14 protein-coding genes and 2 pseudogenes are annotated in these 21,254 nt (G+C 34.1%); 4 read left to right on the top strand and 12 right to left on the bottom strand.

Going from position 1 to position 21,254, the window contains the following annotated elements; translation table 11 throughout:
• Positions 1-16: 16 nt before the first annotated feature.
• From prmA to H3T80_RS00680, 3 genes are read right to left on the bottom strand one after another with little or no spacing between them, the layout of a single operon-like run.
• Complete coding sequence (gene prmA, locus H3T80_RS00670) at positions 17-883, bottom strand: 50S ribosomal protein L11 methyltransferase (protein ID WP_198199181.1); 867 nt, start codon at positions 881-883, stop codon at positions 17-19.
• Positions 858-2,309 (bottom strand): sodium/pantothenate symporter, encoded by a 1,452-nt coding sequence (panF, locus tag H3T80_RS00675; RefSeq protein WP_198199182.1) that lies wholly within the window; start codon positions 2,307-2,309, stop codon positions 858-860. The genes prmA and panF overlap by 26 nt, the downstream gene beginning before the upstream one ends.
• An 11-nt stretch (positions 2,310-2,320) precedes the next feature.
• Entirely contained in the window at positions 2,321-2,548 is a 228-nt protein-coding gene (locus H3T80_RS00680; RefSeq protein ID WP_198199183.1) for a YhdT family protein, read from the bottom strand.
• A 177-nt stretch (positions 2,549-2,725) separates the two neighbouring features.
• On the opposite strand from H3T80_RS00680, the gene ilvC reads away from it, so the two are divergent.
• Both ilvC and H3T80_RS00690 read left to right on the top strand, forming a co-directional pair.
• Positions 2,726-4,204 carry a ketol-acid reductoisomerase gene (gene ilvC / locus H3T80_RS00685; RefSeq protein WP_065614117.1) on the top strand — a complete coding sequence of 493 codons (1,479 nt, stop codon included), beginning with the start codon at positions 2,726-2,728 and terminating at the stop codon, positions 4,202-4,204.
• Positions 4,205-4,497: 293 nt separating this feature from the next.
• A complete protein-coding gene (locus H3T80_RS00690) occupies positions 4,498-5,079 on the top strand; it encodes a cell division protein ZapC (protein ID WP_198199184.1) in 582 nt (193 codons plus the stop codon).
• Positions 5,080-5,189: 110 nt separating this feature from the next.
• Here the strand turns inward: H3T80_RS00690 and H3T80_RS00695 are convergent, their stop codons facing one another.
• The 3 genes from H3T80_RS00695 to greB form a co-directional block, all read right to left on the bottom strand.
• On the bottom strand, positions 5,190-6,857 hold the full coding sequence (locus H3T80_RS00695) for a tetratricopeptide repeat protein (RefSeq protein ID WP_198199185.1): 1,668 nt from the start codon (positions 6,855-6,857) through the stop codon (positions 5,190-5,192).
• 65 nt (positions 6,858-6,922) lie between these two features.
• Entirely contained in the window at positions 6,923-8,023 is a 1,101-nt protein-coding gene (locus H3T80_RS00700; protein WP_198199186.1) for a YcbX family protein, read from the bottom strand.
• 95 nt (positions 8,024-8,118) lie between these two features.
• Positions 8,119-8,601, bottom strand: a complete 483-nt coding sequence (gene greB / locus H3T80_RS00705) for a transcription elongation factor GreB (protein WP_110448273.1) — start codon at positions 8,599-8,601, stop codon at positions 8,119-8,121.
• 44 nt (positions 8,602-8,645) lie between these two features.
• On the opposite strand from greB, the pseudogene H3T80_RS00710 reads away from it, so the two are divergent.
• Positions 8,646-10,811 (top strand): annotated as a pseudogene (locus tag H3T80_RS00710) (Tex family protein); the annotation flags it as partial.
• Between the two features lie 639 nt (positions 10,812-11,450).
• Positions 11,451-12,938: a hypothetical protein gene (locus tag H3T80_RS00715; protein ID WP_198199189.1), complete on the top strand. Its 1,488-nt coding sequence runs from the start codon at positions 11,451-11,453 to the stop codon at positions 12,936-12,938.
• A gap of 209 nt (positions 12,939-13,147) precedes the next feature.
• Here H3T80_RS00715 and H3T80_RS00720 read toward each other — a convergent pair whose 3' ends face one another.
• The 6 genes and pseudogenes from H3T80_RS00720 to H3T80_RS00745 all read right to left on the bottom strand — a co-directional run bounded on the left by H3T80_RS00720 (position 13,148) and on the right by H3T80_RS00745 (position 21,233).
• The gene (locus H3T80_RS00720) at positions 13,148-14,014 is read right to left on the bottom strand and encodes a YjjW family glycine radical enzyme activase (protein ID WP_198199197.1); all 867 of its coding nucleotides are present in this window, start codon (positions 14,012-14,014) and stop codon (positions 13,148-13,150) included.
• Entirely contained in the window at positions 13,989-15,536 is a 1,548-nt protein-coding gene (locus tag H3T80_RS00725) for a YjjI family glycine radical enzyme (RefSeq protein ID WP_198199198.1), read from the bottom strand. Before H3T80_RS00725 ends, H3T80_RS00720 begins: the two co-directional genes overlap by 26 nt.
• 130 nt (positions 15,537-15,666) lie before the next feature.
• Positions 15,667-17,352 (bottom strand): bifunctional UDP-sugar hydrolase/5'-nucleotidase UshA, encoded by a 1,686-nt coding sequence (gene ushA, locus H3T80_RS00730; RefSeq protein ID WP_198199200.1) that lies wholly within the window; start codon positions 17,350-17,352, stop codon positions 15,667-15,669.
• Positions 17,353-17,381: 29 nt separating this feature from the next.
• Positions 17,382-18,683 (bottom strand): pyrimidine-nucleoside phosphorylase, encoded by a 1,302-nt coding sequence (locus H3T80_RS00735; RefSeq protein ID WP_198199201.1) that lies wholly within the window; start codon positions 18,681-18,683, stop codon positions 17,382-17,384.
• Positions 18,684-18,833: 150 nt separating this feature from the next.
• Positions 18,834-19,210: pseudogene (locus H3T80_RS12285) on the bottom strand (cytidine deaminase).
• A gap of 46 nt (positions 19,211-19,256) precedes the next feature.
• Positions 19,257-21,233 (bottom strand): bifunctional 2',3'-cyclic-nucleotide 2'-phosphodiesterase/3'-nucleotidase, encoded by a 1,977-nt coding sequence (locus tag H3T80_RS00745; protein WP_198199203.1) that lies wholly within the window; start codon positions 21,231-21,233, stop codon positions 19,257-19,259.
• Positions 21,234-21,254 lie beyond the last annotated feature (21 nt).

A 21,254-nucleotide genomic window follows, 5' to 3' on the forward strand; every position in this document is an offset into this window, starting at 1 on the left:
GGGTAATGTTAATTTTTTATAATTTTTTACCGGTTATACGGCACCATTCATCCTGTTCAATAACCGGATCAAGGACAAACTCAGTTTGATATGCGTCATATACGCTTTGCGATTGATTAGCTAAAATTCCAGATAGTCCAAGTTCTCCTGATGGCTTTACTAATTTACTAATCTGGGGTTTAAGTTCTTTCAATGGGCCTGCCAAAATGTTAGCTACTACCACATCAGCTTGTAAATTATTAGGAATATCTTTTGCTAAATAAAGCTCAATCTTTTCACTTACTTTGTTACGTTCAGCATTGTCATGACTTGCTTGGATCGCTTGAGGATCAATATCAATGCCTATAACTCTTGCTGCACCTAATTTTAACGCCGCAATGGCTAAAATACCTGAACCACATCCATAATCGATCACAATTTTGTTATTAAGATCGAGACTGTCTAGCCAAGTTAAACATAAAGCCGTCGTAGGATGAGTACCTGTACCGAAAGCTAAACCCGGATCCAACATTACATTAACCGCATTGGGATCGGGTATTTCACGCCAGCTAGGGCAAATCCACAATCGTTTACCAAATTGCATTGGATGGAAATTATCCATCCATTCTCGTTCCCAGTCTTTATCTTCCAATTGTTCGATTTTATAAGAATATTGCTCAAGATTTAAAATTGTTTTTAACTCGTCAATATCTGTTTCAGCATCATATAATCCGACAACATCGGTATTCCCCCAAAGTTTTGTTTCACCAGGTAAAGGTTCAAAAACAGGGTTATCAAAAGTATCTTGAAAAGTGACTGACACTGCCCCTGATTCTTCTAATTGTTCGCTAATACTTTCAGCTAAATCACTAGTTGTGTTAATTCTGAGTTGAATCCAAGGCATAATATTTTCCCGTCTGGCCAAAATGATTGGCAATAATAAATATAACTAATCCAATAAGTAATGATGGCACTATTGGATGGAAAGCATAAATTTTAATGTTATAAACAGCAAGTAATGTGTAGCTTATAGCACCAGCAAACATCGAGCAAAAAGCACCTGTTGAATTAGCTTTTTTCCAATATAATCCTAGTACTAGAGGCCATAAGAATACTGCTTCAAGTCCACCAAAAGCTAATAAATTAAGCCATATGATCATTTCTGGTGGGTTCCATGCAGCGACAATTAATAAACCACCAAAAATAAAGGTGATGATAATTGATATGCGAGTAAGCATTTTATCACTAAATTTAGTATTTGGTCTCATCGTTAAGAACAGGTCTTTAATAATTACAGATGAAACTTGTAATAATTGTGCATTAATGGTGGACATAATTGCTGATAATGGTGCTGCCAAAAAAATTCCTGCGGCTAAAGGAGGTAAAACCTTTATAATTAATGTTGGCACAATTTGGTCTGGAATGGTTAAATCACTTATTATTGCTCTTCCAAGGGCGCCAGATAGATGCATAGTTAACATGATAACGGTCACAACAGCAGTACCAATAATAATGCCTTGATGAACAGCCTTACTATCTTTATAAGCCATGCAACGAACAGCGGTATGAGGTAAACCAACAACTCCAAAACAGACTAAAACCCAGAATGATGCCATAAATGGGAAGTCCATAAAATTGTCAGGCCCTTGAGGTGTTAATAAAGCAGGATCGATCTGATTTAAACGATCAACTATATTTGTAATGCCACCGCCAGCATAAATAATGGCAATTAATAACAAAATGGCACCAATCATCATTACCAACCCTTGAAATGCATCATTTAATATGCTGGCTCTAAATCCGCCAAAAGCTGTGTAAATTACGGTACCAATACCAAAAATAAGTAATCCTATATCATAGGGAATACCTACAGATGATTGTAATAATCGGGCTCCACCGACAAATTGTACGGTCATAGCACCAATAAAAGCCGCAATTAAAGCAATGCTGGCAAGCCATACAATTAGCTTGCTTTTATAATGAGAATAGAGCATATCACTTAGCGTTATTGCATTGTATTTACGCGCTAAAATTGCGAATTTTTTGCCGAGAATACCAAGTGATAATAATACGGTTGGAACTTGAATCATCGATAACAGAACCCAACCGAGACCATATTTATAAGCAGCCCCTGGCCCACCGATAAAAGAACTGGCACTAATATAAGTTGCAGCTAAAGTCATTGCCAGTAAAAAACCGCCCATAGTCCGATTACCAATAAAATAATCAGTAAATTGGTTTACTTTTTTTCGTTTTGCATATGCATAAATTGATAATGCAAATACAAATATAAGATAAATAACAAGAGGAAGAATAATATCTATTTGCACGGTTTTATGGCCTATTCTAGTGGAATATTTTTAAATTGTTTTTTTACTATAGCAAAACACAGCAAGATAAAACCCAATGGTATAAATATACAGGATAGTTCAAACCATAATGGTAAACCCAAAAATCCTGTTTGATTTCTGACAGTATATGCAGTAATTACCCATGCAGCGAAGTAAATGATAGTCAGTAGCAATGAAAGTTTCGCTTCTTTATTAGCTTGCTTGTAACGAGTATCCATATTAAATAAATGGTTAAGTGATTTGGGGTGGCTTAGAGTAAAAGAAAGTAGTTAACTTAGCAAGTATATTGCAATTTATGCAACACAATATTCTAAATATATCAATTTCCGCAATTATGCTTTTACGGTATAGTGCATACAAATTAATTATTAGAAATTCAACTCATGGAGAGAATAATGTCAAATTATTTTAATACACTAAATTTACGCGAAAAATTAGAACAATTAGGTCAATGTCGTTTTATGGCGCGTGATGAATTTGCATCAGAAGCTAATTTTTTAAAAGGCAAAAAAATTGTCATCGTAGGTTGTGGTGCACAAGGTCTTAACCAAGGGCTAAATATGCGTGATTCTGGTTTAGATATCGCTTATGCATTACGTAAAGAAGCTATTGATGAAAAAAGAGCATCATGGAAAAAAGCTACTGAAAATGGTTTTAAAGTAGGAACTTATGAAGAATTAATTCCAACAGCTGATTTGGTTATCAACCTTACTCCAGATAAACAACATTCTGCTGTGGTACAAGCTGTACAACCATTAATGAAAAAAGATGCGGCATTAGGTTATTCACATGGTTTTAATATCGTTGAAGTTGGTGAAAAAATCCGACCAGATATTACTGTCGTCATGGTTGCGCCAAAATGTCCAGGAACAGAAGTTCGTGAAGAATATAAACGTGGATTTGGTGTACCAACCTTGATCGCTGTGCATCCAGAAAACGATCCGAAAGGTGAAGGTCTAGCAATTGCTAAAGCATGGGCGGCGGCAACAGGTGGTCATCGTGCTGGTGTATTACAATCTTCTTTTGTTGCTGAAGTTAAATCAGATCTAATGGGTGAACAAACTATTTTATGTGGTATGTTACAAACAGGATCATTACTTTGCTTTGATAAATTGGTCGCTGATGGCGTAGATCCAGCATATGCGTGTAAATTATTACAATTTGGTTGGGAAACGATCACTGAAGCATTAAAACAAGGTGGTATTACCTTAATGATGGATCGTTTATCAAATCCAGCTAAGTTACGCGCTAATGCGTTAGCTAAAGAATTAAAAGTAATTATGACCGATCTTTATCGTAAACATATGGATGACATTATTTCTGGTGAGTTTTCATCTACTATGATGAAAGATTGGGCTAACGATGATGTTAATTTATTGAAATGGCGTAAAGAAACAGGTGAAACTGCATTTGAAAAAGCGGCAGAATACCAAGGTAAGATTGATGAACAAGCTTATTTCGATCAAGGAGTTGTAATGGTTGCTATGGTTAAAGCTGGTGTTGAACTAGCATTTGAAACCATGCTTGAGTCTGGAATTTTACCTGAATCAGCTTATTATGAATCATTACACGAATTACCACTTATCGCAAATACTATTGCCCGTAAACGTCTGTATGAAATGAATGTTGTTATTTCAGATACAGCTGAATATGGTAACTATTTATTTGCTAATGCTGCTGTACCATTATTAAAAGAGAAATTTATGCCAATGTTACAAGCTGGTGATTTAGGGAAAGCAATCCCTGAAGGAAGTGTTGATAACGCACAACTACGTGATGTTAATGAAGCTATTCGTCATCATCCAATCGAAGTTATTGGACGTAAACTTCGTAGCTATATGACTGATATGAAACGTATTAATGTTGCAAGTTAATTCTATTAACTGATTATAAAAAGGTGCTAAATAGCACCTTTTTTTATGCTAAAAATTTGTTATTTATAATTATATATACATGCTATTTTCATTAAAATTAAATTTGATCCGAAAGGATCATTAAGATCTAAATTTAGATCTAACTTAGATCATTTTGATCTTGAGTGGATCGACATAAAATTTTTAAAAATTAAATAATTAAAATTTTCTTATTTTAAATTTTTATTTATTTTTTATATAAATCATGATATATTTTGTTCAAATTTAGTTCAATTTGAAAGGATGAAATATCAATGAAAATGGCTTTTCGACCAACAGACAGCTGGCGTTGGTATTTTGATAATGAATATGATAGTTTAATGCTTGAAATTTCATCAGAAATGCTATTTCGTTGTAATTATGCTAGCAAAATATTAATTCCAGATGTATTTAATGAGTTTTCTTTTTCAGTTGATGATGCAACAGCTTATTATCAGTTTTATGATAGCTGTCAATCGTTGGCGTTAACTGACTCTCAAAAAATTGAATTATCCATTAATGCAATTGTTGCAGCAAATTTTTTAAAGCCACAAATGCCTAAAAGCTGGTATTTTTCTCAACAGCCAATGTTTTACCAACCTAAAGTAGCTGATGTTGTTAGCGTAAATATGCAAGAGAATGGCCAAAAAGTATGTTTATTAGTTGTTGAAGCGGGTGAAAACGCCTCACTTTGTATTATTGCCCAACCAACATTTGTAGCGATGAATAAAACTTTCTATTTTTCAGAAGCAATCAAAGTGATGAATGACAGATTAGCTTTAGTTAACTCATTAGCAAAAACAGAAAATTCAGCAGTTTCTGAGAATGAGCAATTAGCATTAAAAGCCATTTCTTAATTAATATAATTTTATTCAAAATGAGTAGCAAGTTTCTACTCATTTATTAATCTATTCTTTTTTAAATTAACAATTCCATCTAATAAAATAATTTTACTTTCAATTTAATATCATTGAGAAAAGTTTAAATCGCTGCGTTTACTACGATTCAAAATTAGTCTCAGTTCAGCTGAGCTATGACCTTGTTTGGCTGCTTTTTCAAGTAAATCTACCCCTATTTCATACAATGTTGTATGTTCAATAAACATTGAACCTACTTTGTACTGGGCCTCCATATCACCATTATCTAATGCACGTTGTAATTGAGGATCTTGTTTTAATTTATTTAAAGCAATACAACTTCCCCATGTATATCCATCTTGTTCATCGAAACAGTATCTTTGATGCCAGTAAATTGCTTTGTCATAATTTTGAGTTACATAATCGCCTTTCATATACATTTCGGATAATGTTTGTTTAGATGAAAAACTACCCGCATTTGCAGCCGCTTCTAACCAATAAATTTTTTTATCAAGATTTGAATCATCGTCATACTTGAAAGCAATCTTTTCCATGATTTTAGGACTTTTAACATAATTCACATAGTTGATATAATTTTTCAATATTTCTGCATCTTTTTCGGAGGTAAAAAGCTCTGTTTTAGGATATAAATCAGCTATATGAAGAAATAATTGAGGATTGTTATCAGCAACATGTGAATAGAAATAAATTGCAGCTAAATACTTGTGGTGTGATTCACACCATTTAGCAATGGCAATGGCTATTTCAGGATCAAGTGTATCTTTATCAAATTTTTCTAATAAAGTGTAAAATTCTCGATTTTCTGAAAGCTTGAACTGTAACTGATACATTTCACATGCTCGTGAAGACGCTAGTGAGCAAGCTTGATTAAAATACATCAAAGCTTTACTTAGCTTTACTTCGTTTACATAATATTTGCTCAAATAAAGTAGGGATTTTATATTGCCTCGAGAAGCTTTCTCTTGAATATTTTCTAAGGTATCTTTATCAATTATTTTGTTTTCATGTTTATAATCTTCGTCACTAAAACTGTATTTATTATCTAATAAATCCTCAATTAGCTTTTCAATTTTAGCGTAAGCAATAAAATAGGATAAAGATGGATCATCAATATCTGTTGCATTAGCAAATTGTTGCAATGCGCTTGTTGGATCAATCTGTGGGGAGGTAAGATACTCTTGCCCAATTAAAAATGATGCATATTGATTAACATTTATCTCATTATCTGTTTTTAAACATTCAATTAAATTAATGACATAACCGTATGGTATTTTATCTGAATCTTTTAAATCTATTAATAATCTAACTGCGTTTAAATCACCATTCAGGATTGCTATTCGAATTAGTGATAATCCTTTATCCACTAATTTAGGTTTAATAAAATAATTTATGTCTGCATAATCTACTTTTTTACATCTATATGATAAGGAGTCATTATATTCTTTTTCCTCATCATATTCGTTATAGTAGATATCTTCGGTCAAAACAAAATGATCCTTCCAACTAGACACCAACTCATTAATTTTGTAAACCTTTTTACAATTTTTTAAGCTAAAATTATGCGCTAATTCGATATAATTCATACCTAATTGTGAAAGGGAACTGAGGTTTGTTGTATTGCCTTCATTTAGTTCTTTAAGAATTTTAGCTTCTTTTCCTTCCTTTATATCATCAAACACCATTTTATAATGATCCAAAGAAAATGCAGCTGTAGAAAGCGAACAGAGAAATATAAATAAAAATAATTTTCTAAACATCCTTGATAACCTTTTATCTTTCTTATAATTTTAATAAATTTTGCGTCCTGCAATAAAAGTTATTTTCATTTTACCAATTCTATCGTGATATCCCCTTTAGGTATACAACTACAAGCAAGAATATGTTTATTTTGTTTGACCGCTGATTGAGTTAAAGATTTTACATTTCCTTTTTTTAATAATACTGAGCAACGGCCACATACGCCAGCTCGACAAGAATTAGGGAGTGAAATATGATGTTGTTCGAGTTGTTCTAAAATTGTTTGCTGATTATTACCGACAATTTTTTTATCTTCGAATGTAATTGTACAAAGTTGAGAGTCTTTTGTTGTTTGTTTAGGGAAGTTTTTTATGTAATTTTTAGCAGGTTGCCGCTCAAGTATCTCAATGTTATCGCCAATAGATACACTGCCATGATTGCGAGCAATCATATTTATGCCAAAATCGATTTTCCCTTCTAAATCAGCTCTAAAGTAACCTAAAGTTCTTAAAGGTTCATTATTCGGTAATGCTTTGGCCGAATTAACATTGAAGGTGGTTAGTACACAACGGGTACAAGGTTTAACGATATCAAAAATTACTTCGCCTATTTTAATCGTTTTCCATCCATCTTCAGCAAACGGAAGAGCACCATCAATAATAATATTGCCACGAAATTGCTGAATATCCAATGTTTCAGGACATTGCTGTTGCAGATAATTGAATGAAGCTTGATTTAATAATAAATAGGGATAACTATCGGCAAAACTTACCGGTACGTCTGGGTAGCGTTTAGTTCTTCTGGTTAGTTGTTTGCCTATCCAGCGCATTTGTACATCTTTTTCGAGAATATGACTAAAAAATTGATTAACTTTTATTGGTGCAATATGTGAGGTGAAGTGATTTCCCCAGACCTCTGTGGCTTCATTGCTTAATGAAAACTCATCAAAATCAATAGTTATTGATTGGTTAGTTGGCAGCGAAACCCTTATTTTATTATTTTGTAAAGTAGTTTTAAGTTTTAAAAGTACTGGATATTGTCTAGCCGTAATAAAGATGCCATCTGGTTCACTTATCATCAAAATACGGTCATATTCAAAACCACCATCAATACTATTGGCGGCTGTTAATGCTATACCTTGCATCGATTTAATAGGATAGATAAATAGTTGGTTAACTTTGATCATTATGTTTAAAAACTTAAAGTTATTATTAAATAAAATTATATAGCCAATTTCTTATAGTGGGAGAATAATATGGTAAATTATTTTGGTTTGCTTAATCATCTTATTTTTTGATAACTGATATCAACAATAACATAATATGTTTTACCATTTGGTGTTAAAACTGATATTTCATCATCAATTTTATGACCTATTAAGGCTCTAGCAACAGGACTATTAATTGATATCCAATTTTTTTTCGGATCAAATTCATCAGCACCAACAATACGATAAATATGTAATTCTCCAGATTCATCTTCAAGTTTTACCCATGCGCCAAAAAAAACCTTACCTTCTTGACGTGGATCTGGATCAACGATGGTTAGCGTCTCTAAACGTTTAGTTAGAAAACGAACTCGTCTATCAATTTCGCGTAACCTTCTTTTTCCATAAATGTATTCGGCATTTTCACTACGATCACCGAGTGCTGCGGCATCAGATACTGCCTGAGTTACTTTAGGTCTTTCTTCTTTCCATAAATATTTCAACTCACGATCGAGTGCCAAGTAGCCTTCTCTTGTTATATAATTAGCTTTTTGCATGATGAATATAAATTCCGTTAATCGACAAGATATACAGAGATACCATGATAAATAATCAAATTAGCCATATTATAGCGGGTGAATTAACCGTAAAACCAGAACAAGTTTTAGCAGCCATTCAATTATTAGACGATGGAAGCACCGTGCCATTTATTGCTCGGTATCGTAAAGAGGTAACGGGAGGATTAGATGATACCCAGTTACGTACTTTAGATAGTCGTTTAAGTTATTTGCGAGAACTTGAAGATCGTAAACTAACGATTTTAAAATCAATTGAGGAACAAGGTAAATTAACCTCTGAATTAAGTCAAAAAATTACCAATACCCTTAGTAAGACCGAATTAGAAGATCTCTATCTCCCTTATAAACCAAAACGTCGTACTCGTGGGCAAATTGCAATCGAAGCAGGTCTTGAACCACTTGCTGATGATTTATGGCAACGCCCGGATCTCAATCCAGAAGCAGAAGCTGAAAAATATATTGATCCAGAAAAAGGTGTAGCTGATACTAAATCAGCATTAGATGGTGCTCGTTATATTTTAATGGAGCGCTTTGCCGAAGACGCAGCTTTACTAGCTAAAGTTCGTCATTATCTTTGGAATAATGCCCACCTTGTTTCTCAAGTTATTACTGGTAAAGAAGAAGAGGGTGCTAAATTTAGAGATTATTTTGCCCAAAGTGAACTTATTTCCAAAGTACCATCACATCGAGCTTTAGCGATGTTCCGTGGTCGAAATGAAGGATTTTTACAGTTATCATTAAATGCTGATCCACAGTTTGAAGAAGCACCTAAAGAGAGTTATTGCGAGCAGATTGTTACTGAACATTTAGGTGTGCGCTTCAACGATCAGCCAGCTGATAAGTGGCGAAAAGCAGTGATCAACTGGACATGGCGCATTAAAATCTTAATGCATATGGAAACTGAACTTATGACTACGCTGCGAGAAAGAGCTGAGGAAGAAGCTATCAACGTTTTTGCGGCTAACCTTCATGATATGTTAATGGCCGCACCGGCTGGTATGAAAGTTACCATGGGTATGGATCCGGGTTTACGTACCGGTGTTAAAATTGCTGTTGTTGATGGAACAGGAAAATTAGTTGCTACCGAAACTATTTATCCACATACCGGTCAGGCGGATAAAGCGGCAATGGTTGTTGCGGCGTTATGTATAAAATATCAAGTTGAACTTGTCGCAATCGGTAATGGTACGGCTTCACGAGAGACAGAACGTTTTTATCTTGATGTACAAAAGAAATATCCAGAAGTCAAAGGCCAAAAAGTGATTGTAAGTGAAGCTGGTGCATCTGTTTATTCGGCTTCAGAACTTGCGGCACAAGAGTTTCCTGATTTAGATGTCTCAATTCGGGGAGCCGTTTCAATCGCTCGACGCTTACAAGATCCATTAGCTGAATTAGTGAAAATTGATCCAAAATCGATAGGTGTTGGTCAATATCAACATGATGTAAGTCAAACTCAATTAGCTAAAAAACTTGATGCAGTAGTTGAAGATGGGGTAAATGCGGTAGGGGTTAACTTAAATACAGCCTCTATGATGTTACTTGCTCGTATTGCTGGCCTTAATAAAGTGATCGCCCAAAATATTGTCGATTGGCGTAACCAAAATGGTCAATTTACTGATAGAAAACAATTATTAAAAGTGTCACGATTAGGTCCCAAAGCTTTTGAACAATGTGCCGGTTTTTTAAGAATTATGGAAGGTGCAAATCCGCTTGATGCATCAGCGGTTCATCCGGAGGCCTATCCTGTTGTTGAAAGGATTTTAGAAAAAAATCATAAAGCCTTAAAAGACATTTTAGGTGATTCGAATTATCTTAAATCACTAAAAGCTATCGATTATGTTGATGGCCATTTTGGTGTGCCGACAGTAACTGATATTATTAAAGAATTAGATAAACCAGGACGAGATCCAAGGCCTGAATTTAAAACAGCGCAATTTGCCGATAACATTGAAACAATGGAAGACCTAAAAATCGGTATGGTTATGGAAGGGTCTGTAACTAATGTGACAAATTTTGGTGCTTTTGTTGATATCGGTGTGCATCAAGATGGTCTAGTTCATATTTCAGCATTATCAGATCGATTTGTTGATGATCCGCGAAGCATTGTAAAAGCAGGCGATATTGTTAAAGTGAAAGTAATAGAAGTTGATATTGCCCGAAAACGTATTGCTTTATCAATGCGTTTAGATGATGCAGCTACGCCGAAACAAGATAGTAGCAGATCGGCTAACAATAAGGTATCTAATAAAAATCAATCTGCTGCAACGCTGACTAACAGTGCTATGGGTAATGCATTTGCTGCCGCATTTAAAAAAGGCAAGTAATTATATATCAAATTAAAAAGAGGGGAATTATCCCCTTTTTGATTATTGAGATATAACTTAATTAATATCATTACTTTTAAATTCTTCAATGAATTAGTATTAATAAACGGAAAATAATTTTTTTTACTATTCCCTTATCAAAGTATAATCATATATAATAATGCTACTACTGAATTTGAATTAATTAGTAACTGTTTTCAAATTCAGTTTCTTTATTGAGTCTTACCTTTTTAGCTTTTCCAAATTTTGTCTGATGTTCTTATTTTACAAGTTTTAAAATTTAGGATGTTACGATTTAAGTCTTAAACAACAAACAAATTGTTGTAGTCAAATTATTTTGTTCGAGCCGTATATTAGATATGGATGAATTTCTGTTAGAAAAATAACGATTTTAATTGTCTTAGCTCTGATATTAACGGGTAACAATTTTTGAACAACTTATAAAAATTGTTAATTCACTAATGCTTCAAATCAATAATCTTATTCGGATAGGCGGAGAAGTTTATGAGTAGAGGAGTAGCGATGAATAATTGTACTGTTGTTTTAAAAAAAATTTCTTTGAGATTATTTTTCAAAAAGAGATTATTGCTATTAATGTTATTGATTTTTTCCAATAATCTATTTGCAATTTTATCATTATCCGTGACTACGCAAATGTATATTCATGGTAATGCGCCGGAGATTTCAGAGTCAGGCGGCACAAAAGCGCTTAATGGTATTAAAGTAAAATTAAATGTACCAAACAGTGATCCTTTAGTTATAACCCCTGGTTCATCTAAGCAAATATCTGTTGCTTTTAATACTTCACCAAGTATGTATTCATTTGATGTTGATTTTTCGACTGTGACTAATGATGATATTATTGATATTGATGGTGATTATTTGGGAAGTAGCAATAATTTTAAAGTGGAGAGTGTAACAGCTGAATGGCGTGATAGTAATAATAATATAATTCCTTCTGATTCAACCGCTCCATTAGGTAGTAATATTTGCAATTCATCTACTTATAAAGGTGATTCAACACTAAAGCTTACTTTTAGTATTTCTGCTAAAACTCAGTATGGTGTTCCAACTGAATCTCAGCCTAAAGAAGTTTCCAAAATATTTACCGTAAAAGCTAACGATGGTATTTGTTTTATAAGACCTGGCGTTTTAGCAGTTAACACCCTTTATCCAACTGGCTGGCCGGAAGGCAATAATAATGCATGGTGGGGGAGTAACGTTGTTAATCGAGCCGATCCTTATGATCCAAATCAATTTGTTAAAGGTACTGGTTTTATAGCCTCGGCTGTTGATGCTTCCGGTAATCATTTCCCAAGCACTGCATTTCCATATGCTCGCTTCAGAATTGTGCCAGTTAATTCGATATCACAATATACATACAAAATACTTAAAAATCCAAATTCATCCCTAAAAAATGTACCACGCAGTTCGGTTGCAGACTCAAAAAGTGAATTTATCTTTACTAATAATGTTCCTAGTAAAGGAGATAAATTTGTAATTCAACTTACCAACACGCAAACAAACGCAACCTTCTTCTATCAATTCTCGATACAACATTGGTTTTATGTACATAAAGGCAATCTTGGCTTCATCTCTTTCAATAATGCGGAAACCTTATGCCGAAACAGTGGTGACCGCTTACCAACGAGAGCAGAACTAACTAATTCACCTCTTGCTTATGATAATAACACTAATACCGAATGGTATCTCCAAGGAAATGGATATAAACGTGCTATTGGCAATAGTTTAATGGGAGAGTGGGGTAAAATTTTCTATTATGCGCCAATAAATGGTGACTTGCGCGATATGATGGCTGGTATCAGTGATTCTGATTACGAAAAATTATTTAATTATGATTTTTATTTCACCAATGAATTGACTTCTGTGGTTGACTCCGATGGATTTATCCATCGCTATAGTGTAGGAAATTCTGAGGGTAATGTCATTGTCGAACCAGATAATGCCTATACAATGTGTACCAAATATTAATTAAAATTGATGATTTGCTAAAGTTGGTAAAAAATATTACCAACTTTCAGCAAGTTTATTTTGTCAGGAAGGATAATTATGCTTATCAGTCGTTTCGTATTGATTAAAGATAATTATTTTTGCATTTGCAATATGACTACCATCACAATTACCGGTTAGCAAGTACCTGTAAATAATCCGACCTTATAATTAATGTGACTATAAAGATATTATAAATAAACACTCGGCAAAGTAATATTCTGCAATCCATAATGTTTTAATTCAGCAGCAAAAGATTCGATTTGCTGTTGTGTTGCCAATGGCCATGTTTTGGCTACGCCATGTACGCCGTGATTGTGGAATGCATTTATTCTGACTTTAATTTCTGGATTGAGTGTTATTAGAAAATTAGCAAGTTGTTTAGCACTGTTTTGCAAATCAGTATGCTCGGGAATCACTAAAAATCTGACTTCATATAGTTTTTCTATTTTGGCTAGATATTCAATGGTCTGTTTGACGCGATCATTATCCCGACCTGTGAGTTTTTTATGAACTTGAGTATCCCAAGCTTTTAGATCGATCATCGCACCGTCCATAACCTTTTCAACTTTTTGCCAGCCAGTTTCAGCTAAGTAACCATTACTATCAATAAAACAAGTCAGGTGTTTTAAATCATCTGCTTGTTTAATTACTCGAAATAATTTTTCAATAAAAGGTAATTGTAATGTCGCTTCACCACCGCTAATTGTAATGCCATTTAGAAAAGGTAAGTATTTACGAATTTCGAGTAGAATATCTTCAACATTGTAGTTATAGGTCATTGGTGTGGATTGATAACTACAAGTATTAATACAGGTATCACATTGCTGGCAATTTGAAGATTGCCAAATCACTTTGTTATTGATAAATGTTAATGCTTGATGTGGACAGGTAGTAACGCAATCACCACAATTCTTACACCGTGAAATGGTGTAAGGATTATGGCAATTTAAACATTTAAAATTACAACCTTGTAAAAAAATGACTAACCGGTTTCCCGGTCCGTCAACACAAGAAAAGGGTAAAAGTTTATTAACGATTGCCCATGACTTGTTCATGACTAATTACTCGAGGTGTTCGGCATAAGTAACTATTGTTATCGGTATCTTCGGCTGCTTCACTACCTAAAAATGTGGTATTAATTCGTGAACCTTCTTGTTTATATTTTTTGATATCTGACAATCTCACCATATAGCCAGTTACACGGACCAGATCATTGCCACTGATATTAGCGGTAAATTCACGAAAACCAAATTTAAATGCCGCCTTACAAATCTGTACTAAGGCTAATGGGTTATTTTTAATCGTTTCATCAATGGTTAAAATATCACTAATGCCAGAGGCATAATATTTATGGTGTTTGAATAATGCCATAATATGGGTTACTGGATCTGGTTCATGACCATAAGGAATACGTAAACCTGGCGTAGCGCCTCTATCTGAACTGATGCCAGATTGAGCATGTAACATTGCTTTACCTTTCCAAGCATGCTTAATTGTATGGCTGTCAATAAAGTCAGCTAGCTGTTTAGAAATGGTTGTTGCTAATTCATTCGCATCTTCGTCAACACCATAACGTCCGGTTAAGTTAGATTTTTCTTGTAAAATATTGACTGCTTCAGCCATGGCATAAATACCGAACATTGGTGCAAATCGGGTAGCGTCAATTAATCCTTCCTTCACTAAAAAACTATTTTGGAAGAAATTAGATTTTTCATAAAGGAATTCCGATCTTGCTTTGATCAAATTTAATTGCAATTGACAATAATAAGGTAAAGTATTTTGTAAAAAGTCGGTGATACTTCTACTTTTTAACGCAACCTCTTTTAAATTGATTCTTGATAAAGTGCTACCACCACCAGCCACAGGAAGAGAGTTATAACAACTCACAACACCATAACCTTTTTCATCAAAATCTTTTTTAATCATCATATTATTAGCAATATGTGGTTTTGCTGTTTCACAAATGTTTCCAATTGCGGTATTTAGTAAAGATTCTGGTGTGATATCTTCATCATAAATAAAAGTTAAATTAGGGGCAACTTGTTTAAGTTCGCGATCAACACGTAAAATTACCCGACAGATCACATTATCGGTTGGCCCAATATTGGCATGCATAAATGCATCAGGAAGATTGCGATCTAGCATAATCCAAAAACGCTTTAATCGTGGATAAAGTTCTTCTTCTGTCAAATCACCAACATAAGGAAGTAACACTTGATCTAAACAGCCTAAATAAACCGGCATACCGGTGACCGAAGGTACGTGATGATAAGCAATAGTGAGCATATTTAATGCATCATCAAAGGTTTTTGCTGGTTCGAGTTCTAAGTATTCAGATCCTTGTTTAAGAAATTTTGCATAATCAGGTAACACATAACGAGGTTTATACGGTGCATGTCCTTCGTACATATCACAAATTACCCGTTCATTGAGCGCATTTTGCGTTTCACTATCTAAATCAACATAAGGTAAATTATTTTCTGCGGCTAATGCGAGAAGGTTCGCTTTTTGTTTGGGTGACAAATTGGCATCGGTCACTATATCGTAACAATTTTTTTGAAATTCTGTCATGTTCATAAATACCTCTATATTACCTATATGCTGAAAGCAAAGATTAAATCTTTATGACTAATCATTTAGTTATTAGCACTGAGAATTATGATTATCAGTGCCATTAGTTTTTATATTTCTGTTTTAAAACGTGAAATTATTTTTCTAAAATAAAATTAGACGGTTGATAATCGGCTGCATTAATTGGTGAATGCGCTTCAAAATATTGTTTTACTGCGTCCGCATCTCGATAACCTGTATCTACATAAGTTGGCGAGTTGTTGACGATAGGGTAACCATCTCCTCCAGCGGCTAAAAAGTCTAATGTTGCGATTCGATATGATTTTTGCAAATCAATTGGTTCATTATTAATTTTAATGTCGCTGATAGTATCGCCAGTTTTAGTTAGGCTAATATTTTTTAAATGAGTATAACCACCCGAACCCGGTTTTTTACCTAATGCAACCTTAAGATAATCGATTAATTCATTACCCGTTAATTCAAAGTAAACAACACTATTACCAAATGGTTCAACTTTCAAAATATCACGATAAGTAATATCGCCTTCTATAAGTGAGTCACGGATCATACCTCCGGACATAATACCAATATCGGCATTTGTCTTTTCAATAAAGGCGCTAAGTAATAATTGTCCCATATTACTTTGTTGATATCTAACTACGTTACGATCGCCCTCTAAACGACCGGTTAACTCACCGCTTTTAATGAGTAATTGTTGTTTACCTTGTTCTTGATAAGGTTTTAGTGTTTCCAACAGTTTTTTATTCTGTTCGATTTCACTGGTGTAATATTCAAGACGTTTGGTATCGTTACCGTTATCAACTTCTTTTTTCAAATTAATTGGAATTAACTGATAATTTTTGAGGCTAATTTTACCATTTAAGAATACGAAGTCAGCACGACCAACATATTTCCCCCATTCATGAGCTTGAACAATCCACGTACCATTTTGTTGATCTGGAGCACAAGGTGTTCCTGGGACATATTCGGTAATACGTTTGTTAGGACTAGCCATACATACTGGGTTTTGTGAGTGGCCACCGACGATCATATCTAATTCACCAGCTTTTAATCCTCGGGCTAGTTCAACATCACCTGGAGCCATTGAACCATGCTCACCATTTTCATAATGCCCCATATGAGTAACCGCAATAATCATATCTGGACGTTCATTGCTTTTAATTTGGCTAATGACTTTTTCCGCTTCTGGTAGTGTTTTACGAAATTCAACACCATCGGTATTTTTAGGCGAAGCAAGGAAAATAGTGTCATCAGTAGTTAAACCAAATACTGCAACTTTAATACCATTTAAATCAAATATTTTATAGGCATCAAAAACACGATTATCGGTATTTTTGAAGTAAGTATTTGCTGATAAAAATGGAAAATGAGCCCATTTTTGTTGTTCACGAATAATCGCTAACGGATGATCAAATTCGTGATTACCTACTGCCATTGCATCATAGCCAATTTCATTCATACCAATAAAATCGGGCTTTGCTTGTAACACATCGGATTCAGGAACACCAGTATTAATGTCTCCGCCAGAAAGCAGAAGTAATTTTCCGCCTTTTTCTGCTACTTCTTTTCTTATTTGGTCAACAACTGTTTTTTGTGCTGCTAACCCATATTCACCAATATCATTTTGCCAAAAACGGCCATGATGATCGTTAGTATGTAAAATAGTAAAAGAATAGGACTTGTCTTTTTCCCAAGCAGGTGCCGTAGACTGTTTGGTAGCAACAGCTGCGAATGAATTGACTGAAAACAAACTTAAAATAACAAGTAGTGACAGTTTTTTGTTTAATTTTAAACGATGCATGATGTCTCCTGAATCCGTATTTATTAAAGCTATTCCGTAATTACTTTAAAAATTAATTGTGGCTGTTCAGCGCTATCACTAATAGTAATATTGTCATATAGTTTTTGTTTTATTGTATCAATACGATCACTACTTGCGTGAATAGTTAACAGTGTTTCACCTACTTCAACTTTATCACCTACTTTTTTATGTAGTACGATACCAACAGCAGGATCGATAACATCTTCTTTAGTTGCTCGACCTGCACCCAGTTGCATCGCTGCAATACCAATTTGGTCAGCAATAATGCGTGATACATAACCTGCTTTTTGCGCTGGTAGATCAATTTGGTAAGGCGCATTAGCTAATTTCTCCGGATGATCAACCACTGAACTATCACCACCTTGAGCTTCAATTAATGTTTTGAATTTTTCAATGGCCTTACCATTTTTAATCACTTCTTGTAGTTTTTTTCTTGCTTCATCTAGTGTTTCAGCTTTATTCGCTAACACCACCATTTGACTGCCAAGTGTTAATACCAGTTCAGTTAAATCAGCAGGACCATGGCCGTTTAATGTATCTATGGCTTCTTTAACTTCTAACGCATTACCAATCGCATAACCTAAAGGTTGAGACATATCAGAGATAATCGCCATGGTTCTACGACCAATTTGATTACCAATATTAACCATTTCATGAGCTAATTTTTCTGAGTCTTCCATGGTCTTCATTAAAGCACCGTCACCTGTTTTAACGTCTAAAACAATAGCATCTGCACCAGCTGCGAGTTTTTTACTCATAATTGAGCTAGCAATAAGAGGAATAGAGTTAACCGTACCTGTTACGTCACGTAATGAATAAAGTTTTTTATCGGCAGGGGTTAGGTTGCCGGATTGACCAATAACAGCGACACCTTTTTGATTAACTTGATCAATAAATTCTTGTTTATCTAATTCAATTTTAAAACCCGGTACTGTTTCAAATTTATCAGTCGTTCCACCAGTATGGCCTAATCCACGACCTGACATTTTAGCTACTGGAATATCTAATGCAGCAACTAATGGTGCTAACACTAAAGTAGTTGTATCACCCACACCACCGGTTGAATGTTTATCAACTTTAATGCCTTTAATTGATGATAGATCAACGGTATCACCTGAATACATCATCGCTCTAGTTAAATCAGCACACTCTTTTGATGTCATGCCTTGATAATAAATCGCCATAAGTAAGGCACTGACTTGATAATCAGGAATAGAACCATTGGTATAGTTAGTTATAAAAAATTGAATCTCTTCGGTTGTTAAAGCATTACCATCACGTTTTTTTTCAATAATATCTACAAATCTCATTACACTTCTCTCTTAATATTAATAAAGCAAATTAGTATTATATTCTTCTCATCCAAAATTTGGACTGATGAGCGAGCTAATCTTGGTTAACTATCATCAATCGCTATTTTTCTTTTTCAATATGTTAAATTATATTGTTCAACAATAAAATTAATCTAAATCACATTGTGAAAAACACCAAGGCAACAATTCACCAACAGTGGTTTCTTGGATTTTCCCTTGTATATTGATCAAAATCACTGGCATATCTTTAGCACAAAACTCACTAATTACTTTACGACAAGCAACATAAATTGAGATTGGCCCTTCAGTATCATCAATCACAACAATTTTTCGGATTTTTTCTTTCCTTTTGCTACTGCCTTAAAAATCGCTGTTATTTCAGCATAGTTAGCAATTCCATTGGAAGCATTTTCAATGTTACAACCTAAAATTGCTTCGTCATCTTCGATTATTAATACCGTACCTACTTGAAATTTAGGATAGGGTACATAAGCCTTAAAGTGAGCTATTTTTGCTAGTTCGATTAATTATTCAATTTGCATAGTCATAATCCTTGTCATCATCAAGATGTTATTGTTTTTTAGATTGTAAATTTATTGGTGCTTGTAAATTAAGTTGATAGACACCAAAGCCTAAATTATCTTTTTCAACAAACTTAGTTGGATACAATGAATATGTTTCGATATAGGTTTTAGCTTCATCAGTTGGTGATGATTCGAAACGAATATCCAATTTAGTTTGGCTGGTAATTGGTGCAATTCGCCAGTTATTATCAACAGTTACATCAACTTGTCCCTGTTTTTTAGTGTAATTAGTAATGTAAGCTGAAAGAATAACTCTTAAATCATCAGGTGAATTAAATTTAACATTTTTACCACCTGTACCAGGGAATGCACCGGTATAAGCACGATAGTTGTTAGTAGCAATTAAAAATGCTTGATTTGGATCAATTGTTTTTTGTTGATAGGTTAAGTTTATAATACGTTCTGATTCAGGATTAATTAATTGACAACTACCATCGTAACGAGCTGGTTTAGTGATATCAATTTCATAACTTACTCCATCGATAGTATCAAAATTATAAGTTCTAAATTTATCCCAATTAATCAAATATTGTGGTTTTGAGGAATTGATGTCAATTTGATTATAAACACCAGCCGAACATTCCAACCACTCTTTAACCTCTTTTCCAGTAATTTTTACGGCAGATAAAATATTAGGATAAAGATAGATATCGGCTGCATTCCTAAATGTTAAATCACCTTTTTTCACATCAACATAAGCTGTAGGATCATTTTTGCGACCGCCAGCTTTAAATGGTGCAATAGCCGATAAAATTGGTAACCCATCTAGATCAGGATCACCTTGAACAAATTGTTTTACATAATCAATTTGGGCATCGCTAATAATCTGTAAAGCAGATGTATCTTCGATTAAGGCTAAATAACTATTGATATCCGTTGATACCTTACCAATTGGCTTACCAACAAATTCACGGGTACCTTCATGATCATCTTTTAATACCTTGGTTATATTTTTATCTGCATCAACTAGTGCTTTTTTATTTTTACTATCGAAGATAGGGCGGGCTTGTGATTTACCAGAAACTACTTTCCAGTTAGATTTGTCTCCCTCAATCACTAAATCGACTACCCCTAAATGGCTTCCCCATTGTCCGGGCATCACTGCAGGAATATGGTTAATATTTCCGGTATTAATATCGGTATTAGGTAGCGATTTAAAATCCTCACTTGGGAATACGCCATGAGAATGACCAAACATAATGGCATTAATACCTTCAACTTGAGTTAAATAATAAACAGAGTTTTCAGCTAATGCTTTATAAGGTTCCGCAGAAACACCGGAGTGAGGAATAGCAACGATGATATCAGCGCCTTGCTCTTTCATTTCTGGTACTAATTTTTTGGCGGTTTCAGTGATATCTTTAACTATCACTTTACCTTCCAAATTAAGTTTATCCCATTGCATAATTTGTGGTGGTACAAACCCAATATAACCAATTTTTATAGAGTGTTGCTTACCCTCTCTATCAACCACTTTTTTATCTAAAATAATATATTGCTTAAAGAAAGGCTTATTGCTCTTTGCATCATAAACATTGGCATTAACATAAGGAAAATTTGCCCCTGCTAGACTTTTTTGTAAAAAATCCAAACCAAAATTAAATTCATGATTACCAATATTACCAACAACATAATCAAGGGTATTAAGGGCTTTGTAAACTGGATGAATATCACCTTTATTTAGTCCTTTATTAAGCGCATAGTCAGCCATTGGACTGCCTTGAATCAGATCACCATTATCAACTAATACGCTATTTTTTACCTCTTCCCTCGCTTGATGAATTAAATTGGCTGTTTTAGCTAAACCAAAGGTATCAATATACTGATCTTTAAAATAATCGTAATTCATCATATTGCCGTGCAGATCAGTCGTTTCAATAATTCTTAAATCAACCGTTGCAGCTTGCAGTGTTCCAGAAATTAATAGGGTCAGTAGGCTTAGGGTTAATCGAGTTTTATTCATATTTATTTCCTATTTTTCTGA

Source organism: Gilliamella sp. W8145 (assembly GCF_016101145.1).
Classification (GTDB): domain Bacteria; phylum Pseudomonadota; class Gammaproteobacteria; order Enterobacterales; family Orbaceae; genus Gilliamella; species Gilliamella apis_A.